A 14,309-nucleotide genomic window follows, 5' to 3' on the forward strand; every position below is an offset into this window, starting at 1 on the left:
GGGCGATTCGCGGCAGCAGCAGGGCGATTCGCTCTCGTCGCGGGGCGATTCGCCGTCGTCGCAGGGCGGGCCTGACCGCAGCCACGATCCGGCGGCCGCCTCATCGAACGAATCGGTACTGCCGACCGGCAGTCAGCCGCCGCAGCAGTACGGCAGTCAGCCGCAGGCCGGCAGCCCGTACGACGGCAGCCCGTACGACGGCTACGCACAATCCAGCGGCTACGGCCAGTCGGACGGCTACGCACAGTCCGGCGGCTACGGTCAGTCGGCCAGCTACGGCCAGTCCGGCGGATACGGAGCACCCGGCCCCTACGGTCAGGCGGGGACGCACGGTCAGCATCAGCACTACGGTCAGGCCGCGCCCTACGGTCACGAGGCCGGCTACGGTCAGCCCGGTCAGCCCTCGGAGCCGGGATTCCTCAAGTCGCTCTTCGACTTCCGCTTCGAGAACTTCGTCGCCGTGCGCTGGGCCGGGATCATCTACCTGCTCGCCATCATCGTCGCAGGACTGTGGTGGTTGGGAGCGATCCTCTCGGCGATCGCGATCGGAGCCGCGGCGAACACCCCGACGATGTTCAACCCTGAGCCCTCGTTCAATGCGTGGCCGCTCGTCCTCACGATCATCTTCGGCTGGATCGGGCCGGCCCTGTGGGTGATCTTCGTCCGTCTCGTCCTCGAGCTCATCGTCGCCAGCGTCAAGACCGCCGAGCACACGAAGCGCATCGCCGACTCATCCGGTCGGTGAGGTTGAATAGAGTGAGCCCCGCACCGATGGATCGGTGCGGGGCTCAACCGTACCCCCGAGCAGATTCGAACTGCCGTTACCGCCTTGAGAGGGCGGCGTCCTAGGCCACTAGACGACGGGGGCCGATGAACAGATCCTCAGATCGCTCTGAAGCTGTCCGCTGGGGTACCAGGACTTGAACCTAGACTAAGTGAACCAGAATCACTCGTGCTGCCAATTACACCATACCCCACTGCTATGCGGGACTTCCCTGGAGGAATTCCCCTCAGCAACGAGATATAACTTTACACAGGCCCCTCCCCCGCCGCCAAATCCAAACCGTGTGACCTTCTTAACACCGCCGAGGCGGAGAGGGAGGACCGCGTCCCTCACGCCCTCGCGAGCGTGATGAGTCGGTCGAGGACCCGGTAGCCGTCGGCGCGCAGGCCGTTGTGCTCGTACTCGTTCGTCACCCACGGGCGCACGCCGTCCATGAGCTCGGCCGTGGCCAGAGAGTACTCGGCAGGGACGTAGGCGTCCTCGAAGTACACGGCAGCGGCCCCGCGCACGGTCGAGGCCCGCAGCGCATCGACGTCGTAGAGCTTCGGCCACTCATAGGCGGCGACGACCTCGGCCACCTCGGCGAACGGTGCGAGCTCGGGATCCTCGGCGAAGGACTCAGGGCCGGCATGCTCACCGGCGAGCAGGGTGGGATCGTCACGGACCTCCGCAGGCATCGCCCGCCTCGCCGCCCAGTTCGTCACGGTCCCGTCGGCCCAGCACGATTCGTGGACGACCGCGTACAGCGGGTTGCGTCCCGAGAACGGCAGGGCACCTGCGAGATCATGGCGCAGGCCGGAGGAGCCCGGATCGAGATCGAGGAGGTAGTGGAGGGCCTCAGGTCCGTCGGAGGCGCCGAGGTGGTGGCCGAGGAGGCGCACCCGCTCGGTCGTCGCCCGTGCCCCGCCGGGCAGCGCGATGCCGCCGTCGGCTCCGGCGAGGTCCATGAGCGCGGCCATCCGGTCGCGATCGCCGGGGAAGTTCCGGTAGTGCTGCTCGGACTTGCGCATCATCTGCGCCCACGTCGCCCGATAGACGTCGACGGGATCGACCCCGATCGCGAGCAGCCCGCCGGTGAAGTAGGCCTCGGTGAGCGACTCCGAGTGCGCGGAGACGTAGCGCAGAGCGGTGAAACCGCCGAAGGACTGCCCGAGCACCGACCAGCGGTCGACGCCGAGCTCACGGCGCAGCGCCTCGGCGTCCTCGACGATCGAGTCCGCCCGGTAGCACGCGAGCACCTCGGCGATGGCCTCGGGATCGTCGCCGGCGATGTCGAGACCGGTGATCCGGCCCTCGACCGAGCCGATCGGACTCGACTTTCCGGTCCCCCGCTGGTCGAGCATGACCACCTGGAAGTCCTCGAGCGCCCGGGCCAGCCACGAGCCCTGCCCCACCGGAGTCGTCGGGCGAGGCGCCTCGAATCCGGGTCCGCCCTGGAGGAAGACGAGGTAGGGCTTGGAGCTCTCGGCCTCATCGGCGACGATCCGGGCGAAGACCTCGATCCTCGCAGAGGCCGCCGAGTCCGCGTCGAGCCGACCGAAATGGTCGAGCGGGACCTCGACGGTCACGTCACGGAGATGAAGGCCCCCGCGCTGCCATGGGTGGACGTTCACAGCTGCGCCGCCAGCGCGCGCAGACGGGTGAGCGAGGACTCCTTGCCGAGGATCTCGAGTGACTCGAACAGCGGCGGGGAGACGCGGCGCCCGGAGACGGCGACGCGCAGCGGGCCGTAGGCCAGGCGCGGCTTGATCTCCATCTCGTTCACCAGCTTCTCCTCGAGCACGGCCTGGAGCCTCTCCGTCCTCCAGTCCTCGAGTCCCTCGAGGACCTCGATCGAGGCGGCGAGCACCTCGGGGGCGGAGTCCTTGAGGGTCTTGAGCCCGTCCTCGGACATCGTCAGCTCGGCATCGGGGGTGAAGAGGAAGGCGAGGAGGTCGGGCGCCTCGCCGAGGAGGTTCATCCGGGTCTGGACGAGCGGTGCCGCCTGGTCGAGGATCGCCAGCTGAGCATCCGTCGGTTCGGCCGGGAGCACCTCGGCGGCCTGGAGGTAGGGGATGAGGCGGTCACGGAAGTCGTCCGGGGCGAGCATTCGGATGTGGTCGGCGTTGATCGCCGTCGCCTTCTTGATGTCGAAGCGCGCCGGGTTGGGCAGGACGTCGTGGATGTCGAAGGCCTGGGTGAACTCGTCGACGGTGAACACGTCACGGTCGGGACCGATCGACCAGCCGAGCAGACCGAGGTAGTTGATGAGCCCTTCGGGGATGAACCCGTGCTCACGGTGGAGGAAGAGGTTCGACTCGGGGTCGCGCTTGGACAGCTTCTTGTTCCCCTGGCCCATGACGTAGGGCAGGTGACCGAACTCGGGGGTCGCCTCCGCGATGCCGATGTCTTTGAGGGCTTCGTAGAGGACGATCTGACGCGGGGTCGAGGAGAGGAGGTCCTCGCCGCGGAGCACATGGGTGATGCCCATGAGCGCATCGTCGACGGGGTTGACCAGCGTATAGAGCGGCTGGCCGTTCGCGCGGACGACGACGAAGTCGGGGATCGTGCCGGCCTTGAAGGTGATCTCGCCGCGGACGAGGTCGGTGAAGGTGATGTCGGCATCGGGCATGCGCACCCGCCACACGGGCTCACGGCCATCGGCCCGGAACGCGGCGATCTGCTCGTCGGTGAGGTCGCGGTCGAAGCCGTCGTAGCCGAGCTTGGGGTCGCGGCCGGCGGCGGTGTGGCGGGCTTCGACCTCTTCGTTCGTCGAATAGGACTCGTAGATGTGTCCGGCGTCCTTGAGCTTCTCGATGACGCCTGCGTAGATGTCACCGCGCTCTGACTGCCGGTAGGGGCCGTCGGGTCCGCCGACCTCGATGCCCTCGTCCCAGTCGAGCCCGAGCCACTTCATCGCCTCGACGACCTGGGAGAAGCTCTCCTCGGAGTCGCGGGCGGCGTCGGTGTCCTCGATGCGGAAGACGAAGGTGCCGCCGGTGTGCTTGGCGTAGGCCCAGTTGAACAGGGCAGTGCGGACCATGCCGACGTGCGGCGTGCCGGTGGGCGAGGGACAGAAGCGGACTTTGACGGTCATGTGGTGATCGGCTCCAAGGAGTGGTGGTTTGTGTAGTTTTCGTGCAGGGGCGAGCAGGTTCGGCTCAGGCGTCCATGACGGGGTTGGAGAGCACTCCGAGACCGTCGATGGCGATGTCGACGCGGTCGCCGGCGACGATCCGACCGACCCCGGCGGGCGTGCCGGTGAGGATGACGTCGCCGGGCAGCAGCGTGATCGTCTCGGAGAGGTGCTCGATGATCGTCGGGATGTCGAAGATGAAGTCCGCGGTCGTCCCGTCCTGCTTGAGGTCACCATTGACCCACGAACGGATGCTCAGGTCGTCGACGTCGAGGTCGGTCTCGATCCACGGGCCCAGCGGGCACGAGGTGTCGAAGCCCTTGGCCCGGGTCCACTGCGTGTCCGACTTCTGCAGGTCGCGCAGGGTGACATCGTTCGCCGAGGTGTACCCGAGGACGTGGTCGAGTGCGTTCTCCGCCTTCACGCCCTTCGACACGCGTCCGATGATGACGGCGAGCTCGGCCTCGTAGGAGACGTACTCACTGATCGCGGGCAGGCGGATGGGGTCGCCGGGTCCGATGACCGAGGTGTTCGGCTTGAAGAACGTCACCGGGGTCACCGGCACCTCGTTGCCGAGTTCGGCGGCGTGGTCGGCGAAGTTCCGGCCGACGCCGATGACCTTCGATCGCGGCAGGATCGGCGAGAGGAGGCGCACGTCGTCGAACTTCAGCCGCTCCCCCGTCGACTGCGCGGGAGCGAAGAAGGGGTCGGAGTCGAGGACGGCGAGGCTGAGACCCGAGGTGTCCCACTGCCCGTTCTCGATCGGCGGAACCTCACCTTCGACGACTCCGTAGGCGGGTTCGTCCTTGTGCACAAATCTCGCAATACGCATGATGCCCAGTCTAGACGCCGAGTTCGCTTCGCTCGGGTCGCGGTATCGTGACGGCATGACGAGCGTGCGGATCATCGGCAGCGGAATCGCCGGGGCGACCCTGGCCGCCGCGCTCGACCGGCCCGAGTGGACGGTGACCGTCCACGAACGCGATCCCCAGGCGAGAGCCCTGGACACGGCGTTCGCCCTCTTTCCCTCCGCCATGACCGCCCTGCGCCGGGCAGGCCTGAGCACTGCGGTCGAAAAGTCGGGCGTCCGCGTCGACGAGGCGACGATCCGCAGCTCCGACGGTCGCCTCCTCGCCCGGCCGCCCCGCCTCGGCGCGCTGATGATCGGCCGCGCACAGCTCCACTCCCTCCTCACCGCCGCCCGACCGGCCTCGACACCCCTGCTCACCGGGGAGGTAGCCGACCCGACGACGCTTGCGGCCGATGTCCTCGTCGGCGCCGACGGTGCCCGCAGCGCGGTCCGATCCGGAGCCTGGGGAGGCCGAACCGCGCCTCGACGCCCTCCGCTCACGGTCATCCGCGGAGTCATCGACGCCGACCTCTCCGCCGGCGCCGTCACCGAGTACTGGGGCGATCGGATGCTCTTCGGCATCACCCCGCTGCCGGGGAACCGGACCAACTGGTTCACCGCCTTCCCCGAACGCCGGTTTGCGACCACGGCGGCAGGGCTCGACCATCTCCGCAGGGCGGCGCGGGTCTTCCCCTCCCCGGTCACCGCGGTCGTCGAGGCCGCAAGGACCGGGCAGACCGTGATCAGCGGCATCCACGTGTCTCGTCCCCTGCGGTCCTTCGTCCGTGGCCGGACCGTGCTCATCGGCGACTCCGCCCACGCGATGCAGCCGAACCTCGGCCGTGGGGCGTGCGAGTCGATCTGCGATGCCGTCACCCTCGCCGAACTCCTCAACGCCGACGAACCGGCGTCGGCGCTCGCACGCTACTCTCGCCGCCGCGTGGTGACTCCGCAGGTCATCCACTCGGGCGCGAGCGTCGCCTCGGGAGTGGCGTTGGCCGGTGGACCGGTCGGGCGCGTCCGTGACCGTGTCCTCTCAGCCCTCGCGCGGCTGGGCACTGCACCCTGAGAGACTGGGGGCATGGACTCCTTCGACCTGACGACGATCGGCGCCGACCTCCCGGCGGCTGAGCTCATCGATCGTCTTCCCGCCGAGGTGGCCGACCCCTTCCCGCGCCTCGTCGTCGAAGCCCCGCCCGGCACCGGCAAGACGACCCTCGTGCCCCCGCTCATCGCCGAGCATCTGCGCACCACCGCCGGACCCGACTCCGGCCGCATCGTCGTCACCCAGCCGCGACGGATGGCGGCCCGCGCTGCGGCGAGGCGGCTCGCGCACCTGACGGGGACCCGCCTCGGCGAGGACATCGGCTTCACGGTGCGCGGGGAGTCCACGGTCTCGGCACGCACCCGGATCGAGTTCGTCACCACGGGAGTGCTGCTGCGGCGGATGCTCGGCGATCCGGAGCTGCCAGGCGTCGCCGCGATCATCCTCGACGAAGTCCACGAACGCCACCTCGACACCGACCTCGTCTTCGCCATGAGCAGGGAACTCGTCGAGCTCCGTGACGACCTCAGCCTCGTCGTCATGTCCGCGACCCTCGATGCCCGCGATTGGGCGAGTCGTGTGGGTGCCCCGACCGACCCGGCACCGGTCCTCTCCGTCGCCGCGCAGACGCATCCGCTCGACGTCCGGTGGGCACCGGCTCCCGAACGCCCCCTCGACGCCCGTGGGGTGAGCCGGGCCTTCCTCGACCACCTCGCCCGCACGACTGTCCGTGCCCTCGAGGAGTCAGCAGGCGGCGACGTCCTCGTCTTCGCCCCTGGAGCTCGCGAGGTCGACGAGGTGGCCGACCGGATCCGCGGGCAGCTGTCCGGATCCGCGGCGTCCCTCGGTTCCGGGATGCCTGCCGTGAGCGTCCACACGCTCACCGGCCGCACCTCGTCGGCCGACCAGGACGCGATCCTCCGGCCCCGGAGCCCCGACGACAGTGAGCGCCGGGTCATCGTCACCACCTCGGTGGCGGAATCTGCGCTCACGGTGCCCGGCGTGAGCATCGTCGTTGATTCGGGGCTCGCCCGTGGTCCCCGCCTCGATACCAAGCGGCGGATGTCGGGGCTCGTGACGACCCGGGAATCGAAGGCTTCCGGTGTCCAGCGCTCGGGTCGCGCCGCCCGCCTCGGCCCCGGCGTCGTCTACCGGTGCCTGTCCGAGGCCGACTGGGCCTCCCTGCCTGAGCACACCCCGCCGGAGATCGCGACCGCCGACCTCACCTCGGCGGTCCTCGACCTCGCTTCCTGGGGCGGTGACACCGAGCTGCTGCCCGACCCGATGCCGCAGCACGCGTGGGCCCTGGCCGTGGACAACCTCGTCGGCCTCGGTGCCGTCGAGGTCGACACCAGTGATAGGACGCCCCCGGAGGCGCGGCGCGCCGACCTGCACGTCACCGACCTCGGGCGGGCGATCGCCCGGGTGCCGGCGTCCGTGTGGGCGGCACGCGGACTCCTCGACGGGGCGGCGATGCTCGGGGCCCGGGCCGCCGCCGAGGCGGTCGCCTCAGTCGAATCCGACCGCCGCTCCCCCGGCGCCGACCTCACCGCGGTGCTGCGCGACCTCCGTGCCTCCCGCGACCGGCGCTTCACCCAGGACGTCGACCGGTTCACCCGCATCGTCGGCGAGTACAGCGGCGGCGGCACGGCGGGTGAGCGCCTGCGACCGGAGGACCTCGGGCTCGTCGTCGCCCTCGCCTTCCCCCACCAGATCGCCCGAGCGCGCAACGGTGCCGATGCCGAGTATCTGCTCGCCTCGGGCACGGCAGCCGCGCTGCCGAGGAACTCTCCGCTCATGGGCAGCCCGTGGCTGGCGATCGCCGAGGTGGGTCTGTCAGGCGGGCGGCCGACGATCCGCTCGGCCGTCCCCATCGACGCGGACACGGCCGAACTCGCCGGGGCGGGACTGCTCGCCACGGAGGAGTCGGCGACGTTCACGGGAGGCAAGGTGCGTGCGGTCCGGCAGACCCGCCTCGGCGGGATCGCACTGACGTCGACGCCGATCACGGCGAGCCCGGAGCTCGCGCGGGAGGCGATCGCCCGCTCGATCGAGGACAAGGGTGCGCGGGAGGTGCTGCGGCCGAGTCCCGCCTTCGACCAGCTGCGGGCACGGCTCGGGCTGCTCCGCCACGTCATCGGACAGCCGTGGCCGGACGTGCGGTGGTCGCATCTCACTCACACTCTGCCCGACTGGTGTCCGGCGGCGCTCGATCATATGGCCCGCGGCGCGGACCCGGGCGCCGTCGACCTCGTCGGTGCGCTGCGCACGCTCCTGCCCTGGCCGGAGGCGGCCCGTCTCGACGAACTCGCCCCGGAGACGATCGAGGTGCCGAGCGGATCGCGGGTGCGCCTCGACTACCCCGATCCGGACGACGTCGGCGACGACGACTCCCCGCATGGGCCGGTCCTCGCCGTCAAACTCCAAGAGGTCTTCGGGTGGACCGAGGTCCCGCGGATCGCCGACGGTCGGGTGCCCGTCGTCCTCCACCTCCTCTCCCCCGCACGCCGGCCGCTGGCGGTGACGAGTGACCTCGCATCGTTCTGGGAGGGCGCGTACCCGCACGTGCGGGCGGAGAACCGCGGCCGCTATCCCAAGCACCCGTGGCCCGAGGATCCGCTCAGCGCTCCCGCGATGCGCGGAACGAAGCGGTCTGGGACAATGGAACAGTGACTCAGACTCTCCCCTCCGCACCGCCGGCCCCCGCAGCTGACGCTGTCGCCGGGCCCGGTTCGCGGTTGTCGGCTCCCGCGTGGCGGACGTTGCGCGAGGAGCACGAAGCGCAGGTCGCCGCCCGCACCGATGCGCACGTCGCCCGCCGGATGGCCGGGGAGAAGCACCCCGTCGAGGACTTCCTCTTCACGTACTACCCGTTCAAGGCCGGTCAGCTCGCGAAGTGGAATCCCGGAGCCGGGGTCCTCCTCGAGCTCGAGACCTCAGGCGACCGCGAGTACGTCGACCGTCGGTGGTATCGCACGGACGGCACCGTCGCCGAGGTGGACCTCGAGTCCTGGAGAGCCGACCGCGGCGAGGGGGCTCGGTTCATCGCCGCGCTTCTGTCCGCCACCCTCGATCGCGAAGCGAACCTCGGGTGCTTCGGCCTCCACGAATGGGCGATGGTCTATCGGATGAGCGAGGACGAACGCCGCCATCAGCAGGTGCCGCTGCGGCTGAGCTCCGCGGAGACCGACGCCGTCGTCGAACGCCACCGCATCCAGTGCTCCCACCACGATGCGTTCCGCTTCTTCACCGCCGCTGCCAGGCCGCGCAACACGCTCCAGCCGACACGTGAGGGCATGGTCGGCAACGAACAGCCGGGTTGCCTCCATGCGGGCATGGACCTCTACAAGTGGGCGATGAAGATCGGGCCGATCGCCCCGTCGCCGCTCGTCCTCGACTGCTTCGATCTCGCCCTCGACATCCGCACGCTCGACATGGAGGCCTCCCCCTACGATCTGCGCGGCTGGGGCTACGGAGTCGTCGCGATCGAGACCGCGGCAGGCAAGGCGGAGTACATGGAGCGCCAGCAGGCCTTCAGTCACCGTGCGCAGGCGCTGCGCCGGCGCCTCCTCGACGCACTGGCCGCCGCCGGCATCAGCTGAGGCCGGACCCCATGGCCTGGGGCCGACGGTCATCGTCTGGGGCCGGACGCCACTGACGCGGCTTTGCCCCGAGGGCTATCATCGGCGGCATGCGCGCCATCGTCTACGACCGCTTCTCCACACCGCCGCAGCTTGCCGACATCCCTGCCCCGACGGCTCCCGACCATGGCGTCGTCATCGACGTCGACGCCACAGGCGTCTGCCGCAGCGATCATCATGCCTGGTCAGGACACGATGAGACGGTGAGTCTGCCGCACGTGCCCGGGCATGAGCTCGTCGGGCGGATCGCCTCGGCGGGGCCGGCGGTCGAGGGATTCCACGTCGGTGAGCGGGTGACGGTGCCCTTCGTGTGCGGGTGCGGGACGTGCCGGTGGTGCCGCTCCGGCAACGCCCACGTGTGCCCGAACCAGACGCAGCCGGGCTTCACGCACTTCGGGTCATGGGCTGATCAGGTCGTCATCCATCACGCCGACGCCAATCTCGTCGCCGTGCCCGAGGAGCTGCCGGACTCCGCACTCGTCGGGCTCGGGTGCCGCTTCGCCACCGCCTTCCACGGACTGCGGGTCCGCGCCGAGCTGCAGGCCGGTGAGACCGTGGCCGTGTTCGGCTGCGGCGGGGTGGGTCTCTCGACGATCATGATCGCCCGCGCGATCGGGGCACAGGTCATCGCGGTCGACATCAGCGATGCCGCCCTCGACCGGGCCCGGGACCTCGGAGCGAGCCGAACGGTCAGCGCACGCGGACTGGGACCCGGGGAACTCGCCGAGGCTGTCATCCGGGCCGCCGGGGCCGTCGAGCCGGCAGCCGACCGTCCGGGCGGCGTCGCCGTGACCGTCGATGCCCTGGGACGGCAGGACACGATCACCTCGGCGATCGCCTCCCTCGGCCCATTGGGCAGGCATGTGCAGATCGGGCTGCTCGACGGCGAGCCCGTCATCGACGTGCCCCGCGTCATCGCGCTCGAGCTGAGCATCCTCGGCTCCCACGGCATGGCCGCCGCCGGCTACCCCGAGCTCGTCGCCCTCGTCGCCTCCGGCGATCTGCGGCCGCAGGATCTCGTCACCACGACGATCGGTCTCGACCAGGCACCGCAGGCGATGCTCGATATGGATGACGCCGGCGCGGCGACGGCTGGGATGACGCTCATCGACCTCGGGCTCGGCCGCTGACCAGCGGCTCACGCCAACCGGCCGAGCTCACTCCATGACGGCGAGCACGACCGAATGGTCCTGACCGGGCCAGCGTCCGAGCAGGAGACCGGATTCGGTGCCCTCGAGCGGCGAGTCGAGTGTGAGCTCGGTGATGAGTTCGACGTCGCCGGCACCGGCCAGCGGGCCCGTGCCGTGGACGTGGGCGACATCGGTGATCTCCTCGACACGCTCGCCCGCGTCGTCGACGAGGTACTGCTTCGCCGAGGTGCCCGCGGTGGCGATCGTCGCGTCAAGGCGGCGCCGGAACAGGGGATCGCCCATGCCCGCATAGACCCAGCGCGTGCCGAGGACCGAATGCTCCATCGTCGTGATGAGGGCATCGGCGGCACCGTCGAGGGGCTCACCGCGGTACGTCAGCGGCACCTGGAACGTGCGACCGCCGCTCGAGACGATGTGGACCTCGAGCCCGACCTCACCGGCGGGGTCGTCGAACCGATAGGCGGTGACCTTCTGCAGCGGCTCACGCTCGAGGTCGAGGTCGGACGCCCAGTCCTGCGCGGCCACCCACTCCGTGATGACCTCGAGTTTGCCGGGGCTGAGCTCGGCGTCGAAGATGTCAGCCATGGTGTGCCCTTTCGTGGGTCGCGAGGGTGCGGGGCCGGCGGTGCGGTGGTCAGGCCTTGCGTGTGCCGGGGATCCACTCCCCGTCGACGATCTCGTAGTCGGAGAAGATCGCCGGAGCCTCGGTCTGCATGATCTCGCCGATCTTGTTGAACACGAGGCGGATCTCCTCCTCGGCGCCCTTCGCGGTGCGCATCTCGATGACGTGGCGCAGGGAGCGGAGGTTCGCGGTGTAGACGATGCCGGTGGCCAGGCCTTCGGGCGCGAAGCGGCGCATGAACGACGTCATGTGCTTCTTGTGCGCGAACTTCGTGCCCTCCTCGTCGAGGCCGAAGTGCTCGGCCATCCACTTCTGGTGCTCCTCGAGGGTGTCGAGGACCTGGAGGGAGCGCTCCATGAGCTCGGGATCCTCACGCGCCCAGTCGGGGAACCAGAACGGGATGTCGGCGAGGCGGACGTAGCGCAGCGACTCCTGCGAGAACGCGGATCCGGCGCGGTGGCGGATGAGCTCGTGGGTGAGCACCCGTGAGACGTTGTGGAGGACGAACGTGAAGTTCGCGTGCTCGAGCACCGAGCCGTGCTGGGAGGAGATGACGTTGCCGAGGTAGGAGGCCGAATCCGTGCGCACGCGCGAGACGTTGGGGTTGAGTCCCGGTTCCCACGAGCGGTAGCACATGCGGCCGGAGAATTCGAGGAGATCCTCGGCGTCCGGGGACTCGGCGGTCTCGACCCGGTCCGCCCATGAGGAGCCTCCGACGTCGTCGAGGTAGGTCCTCATCGCCTCCCAATCGATGCTGGGCTTGGCGAGCAGTTCAACGGACGGTTCGACCTGGCGCATGGTGCTCCTTGGAGATTGAGGACGACGTTCGCCCCAATCCTACAGAGTCACGACTCTCAGCGATCCGTCGGCGGTGCGTTCGGTCCGGAGCGGTTCCGCCACGCGAGGACGGCCAGCAGGATGCCGCCCCCGCCGAAGAACACGACGCCGACCGCGGCGATGAGCGCGAGGGTCCGCTGGGAGAGGTACGCGGAATCGAACGGCACTCCGGTCAGGGCGAGGATGAGGATCCCGGCGCATGCGGCCGCGAAGCCGAAGCAGCTGAGAATGCAGGCCAGCAGAGCGGTGCGGGCACTCACCCCGGGCAGGCGCATGATGCCGGCGAGCAGGCAGCCGGAGAAGAAGAGGATGACGAGGATCGCGACGACTTCGCCGGTCAGGGCGAGGATTCCACCGAAGAGGACGAAGATTCCCGAGACGACGATGAGGGCGATCGCCTCCCGCCGCTGGCTGCGCTCCCAGCGCTCACCGGGTGAGAGCTTCCGCCGGCTCATGTCGGCCCGCCCAGCGGGGTCGTCGCCACGGGCGTCTCGGAGACGCGGTCGATGAGGTGGGCACCGGCGCCCGGTTCCTCGGTGAGCGCCGAGGTGAGCGTTCCGTCCTCGAAGACGAGCGCTGTGCCGTCGTCGATGCCGTACCCCGGCCCCGGCAGTGCACCTTCGCCGATCCACGTGCGGAAGGAGTCGGCGCGGCCCTCCTCTCCGTGGAAGTGGGGGCAGGCGCTGCCGGCGAGGAACCCGAGGCCGTCGCGCAGCGGAGCGAGCGGACCGAACGAGTCCGTCGAGGAGCCCTCGAACCAGCAGTTCGCGCCCGCACTGATGCCGGCGAGGATCGTGCCGGAGGCCGCGGCCCTGGTCAGCACGGTGTCGACGCCGTGTCGGCGCCACAGGGAGAGCAGGTTGACCGTCGATCCCCCGCCGACGTAGACGAGATCCATGTCGAGCAGCATCTCCGGGTCCGTGTAGTCCCACGGGCTCTGCCCGAACAGCGAGAGCACGTGCGTCTGCGCACGGCCGGCGAAGGCCGCCTCGAAGCGCTCACAGTAGTCACGGCTGTCACCTGCCGCGGTGGGGATGAAGCAGACGGCAGGCAGAACGCCGGGCCGGGTCGCCCTGGCCCGCGCGAGCAGCCAGTCGTCGATCGCCGACTCCCCGGTCTCGGACATCGAGAACCCTCCCCCGCCGAGGGCGACGATCGTGCCGGGCATGCTCACGGGACCCGGTGCGTCCACGCCTCGGTGCCGAACTTCTCGGTGACGAGCTCACGCGCGCGGGCCAGCTCCGCCTCGGTGTACGTGTCCTCGGCGGCGCCGTAGCGGTCGGTGAAGGTCCGGGCCATCGTGTCGATGATGGCCTCACGGGACTCCCCGGTCTGACTGCGCAGCGGGTCGACGCGCTTCTTCGCACTCGCCACGCCTTTGTCCGAGATCTTCGCCTCGCCGATGCGCAGGATCTCGACCATCTTGTCGGCGTCGATGTCGTAGCTCATCGTCGCGTGGTGGAGCAGCGTGCCGTCGCGCAGGCGCTTCTGCGCGGCGCCGCCGATCTTCCCGGCCGTCGAGGAGATGTCGTTGATCGGCTTGTAGAACGCGTCGACGCCGAGGCCCTGCAGGGCCGCGAGCACCCACTGGTCGAGGAAGACGTAGGACTCCTGGTAGTCGAGACCGGCGACGAGCGAGGGCGGAACGAACATCGAGTAGGTGATGCAGTTGCCGCCTTCCATGAACATCGCCCCGCCGCCGGAGATCCGCCGCGCGACCTCGACGGCGTACTTCTCGACGCCTGCGGGCCGGATCTCGTTGGCGTAGGACTGGAAGGCGCCGATGACGGTGGCGGTGTCGTCCCATTCCCAGAACCGCAGGGTCGGTGCCCGACGGCCGGCGGAGACCTCTTCGAGGAGGACCTGGTCGAGGGCGACGTTGACTCGGGTGGGCAGCACGTCGCCGCGGATGAGCTGCCAGTCGAAGTCAGTGAAGTTCGCGGCCGAGCCGAGAGCGCGGCGCACGACGGTGGCGACATCGGCGGTGGAGAACCCGTGCATCGCGAGTTCGGACCCGTACGCAGCCAGGGCCGCGTCGAGGCGGTCGCGCAGCTGTGCGTTGTCGGCGGTGACGCTGGCACCGATGAGCGCGGGAGCGAGGTCGAAGTAGGCGTCCTCGGGTTCGAGGAAGAAGTCGCCGGAGATCTGCAGACCGGTGATGACCTGCCCGTCGGTCTCGACGTCGGCGACGACGAGCTTGCCGCCGATCACCTTGTATTCGGCGTGGAACTGCTGGGTCTCATTCGTCATGGTCCCACGCTACG

13 protein-coding genes and 2 tRNA genes are annotated in these 14,309 nt (G+C 69.7%); 5 read left to right on the forward strand and 10 right to left on the reverse strand.

Going from position 1 to position 14,309, the window contains the following annotated elements:
- Window positions 1-745 (forward strand): DUF4282 domain-containing protein (locus FFS20_RS13045; RefSeq protein ID WP_137826280.1); only part of this gene is annotated, 745 nt, incomplete at its 5' end.
- Between the two features lie 50 nt (window positions 746-795).
- On the opposite strand, the gene FFS20_RS13050 is transcribed toward FFS20_RS13045, so the two are convergent.
- The 5 genes from FFS20_RS13050 to FFS20_RS13070 all read right to left on the reverse strand — a co-directional run bounded on the left by FFS20_RS13050 (window position 796) and on the right by FFS20_RS13070 (window position 4,731).
- A tRNA-Glu gene (locus tag FFS20_RS13050) sits at window positions 796-868 on the reverse strand.
- Window positions 869-905: 37 nt separating this feature from the next.
- Window positions 906-977 (reverse strand) — tRNA-Gln (locus tag FFS20_RS13055).
- A 136-nt stretch (window positions 978-1,113) separates the two neighbouring features.
- A complete protein-coding gene (locus tag FFS20_RS13060; RefSeq protein ID WP_137826281.1) occupies window positions 1,114-2,352 on the reverse strand; it encodes an alpha/beta fold hydrolase in 1,239 nt (412 codons plus the stop codon).
- A gap of 41 nt (window positions 2,353-2,393) precedes the next feature.
- Window positions 2,394-3,860 (reverse strand): glutamate--tRNA ligase, encoded by a 1,467-nt coding sequence (gene gltX, locus FFS20_RS13065; RefSeq protein WP_063249063.1) that lies wholly within the window; start codon window positions 3,858-3,860, stop codon window positions 2,394-2,396.
- Window positions 3,861-3,924: 64 nt separating this feature from the next.
- Window positions 3,925-4,731: a fumarylacetoacetate hydrolase family protein gene (locus FFS20_RS13070; protein WP_063249152.1), complete on the reverse strand. Its 807-nt coding sequence runs from the start codon at window positions 4,729-4,731 to the stop codon at window positions 3,925-3,927.
- A gap of 55 nt (window positions 4,732-4,786) precedes the next feature.
- On the opposite strand from FFS20_RS13070, the gene FFS20_RS13075 reads away from it, so the two are divergent.
- The 4 genes from FFS20_RS13075 to FFS20_RS13090 all read left to right on the forward strand — a co-directional run bounded on the left by FFS20_RS13075 (window position 4,787) and on the right by FFS20_RS13090 (window position 10,565).
- The gene (locus FFS20_RS13075; RefSeq protein ID WP_171007083.1) at window positions 4,787-5,818 is read left to right on the forward strand and encodes an FAD-dependent monooxygenase; all 1,032 of its coding nucleotides are present in this window, start codon (window positions 4,787-4,789) and stop codon (window positions 5,816-5,818) included.
- A gap of 12 nt (window positions 5,819-5,830) precedes the next feature.
- Entirely contained in the window at window positions 5,831-8,467 is a 2,637-nt protein-coding gene (gene hrpB, locus FFS20_RS13080) for an ATP-dependent helicase HrpB (RefSeq protein ID WP_137826283.1), read from the forward strand.
- A gap of 89 nt (window positions 8,468-8,556) precedes the next feature.
- Window positions 8,557-9,396, forward strand: a complete 840-nt coding sequence (locus FFS20_RS13085) for a 3-methyladenine DNA glycosylase (protein ID WP_137826303.1) — start codon at window positions 8,557-8,559, stop codon at window positions 9,394-9,396.
- 89 nt (window positions 9,397-9,485) lie between these two features.
- Window positions 9,486-10,565, forward strand: coding sequence for an alcohol dehydrogenase catalytic domain-containing protein (locus FFS20_RS13090; protein ID WP_063249066.1), 1,080 nt, complete (start codon window positions 9,486-9,488; stop codon window positions 10,563-10,565).
- 27 nt (window positions 10,566-10,592) lie between these two features.
- Here the strand turns inward: FFS20_RS13090 and FFS20_RS13095 are convergent, their stop codons facing one another.
- The 5 genes from FFS20_RS13095 to FFS20_RS13115 are packed head-to-tail and all read right to left on the reverse strand — an operon-like array spanning window position 10,593 to window position 14,295.
- Window positions 10,593-11,171, reverse strand: a complete 579-nt coding sequence (locus FFS20_RS13095; protein WP_063249067.1) for a hypothetical protein — start codon at window positions 11,169-11,171, stop codon at window positions 10,593-10,595.
- A 49-nt stretch (window positions 11,172-11,220) separates the two neighbouring features.
- Window positions 11,221-12,006: an FAD-dependent thymidylate synthase gene (gene thyX, locus FFS20_RS13100; RefSeq protein WP_137826284.1), complete on the reverse strand. Its 786-nt coding sequence runs from the start codon at window positions 12,004-12,006 to the stop codon at window positions 11,221-11,223.
- Between the two features lie 56 nt (window positions 12,007-12,062).
- The gene (locus FFS20_RS13105) at window positions 12,063-12,500 is read right to left on the reverse strand and encodes a hypothetical protein (RefSeq protein ID WP_137826285.1); all 438 of its coding nucleotides are present in this window, start codon (window positions 12,498-12,500) and stop codon (window positions 12,063-12,065) included.
- On the reverse strand, window positions 12,497-13,237 hold the full coding sequence (locus FFS20_RS13110) for a peptidase E (protein WP_249356844.1): 741 nt from the start codon (window positions 13,235-13,237) through the stop codon (window positions 12,497-12,499). Before FFS20_RS13110 ends, FFS20_RS13105 begins: the two co-directional genes overlap by 4 nt.
- On the reverse strand, window positions 13,216-14,295 hold the full coding sequence (locus tag FFS20_RS13115) for a biotin/lipoate A/B protein ligase family protein (RefSeq protein WP_137826286.1): 1,080 nt from the start codon (window positions 14,293-14,295) through the stop codon (window positions 13,216-13,218). Before FFS20_RS13115 ends, FFS20_RS13110 begins: the two co-directional genes overlap by 22 nt.
- Window positions 14,296-14,309 lie beyond the last annotated feature (14 nt).

Source organism: Brevibacterium sp. 2SA, from assembly GCF_005502845.1.
In the GTDB taxonomy this organism is placed as follows: domain Bacteria; phylum Actinomycetota; class Actinomycetes; order Actinomycetales; family Brevibacteriaceae; genus Brevibacterium.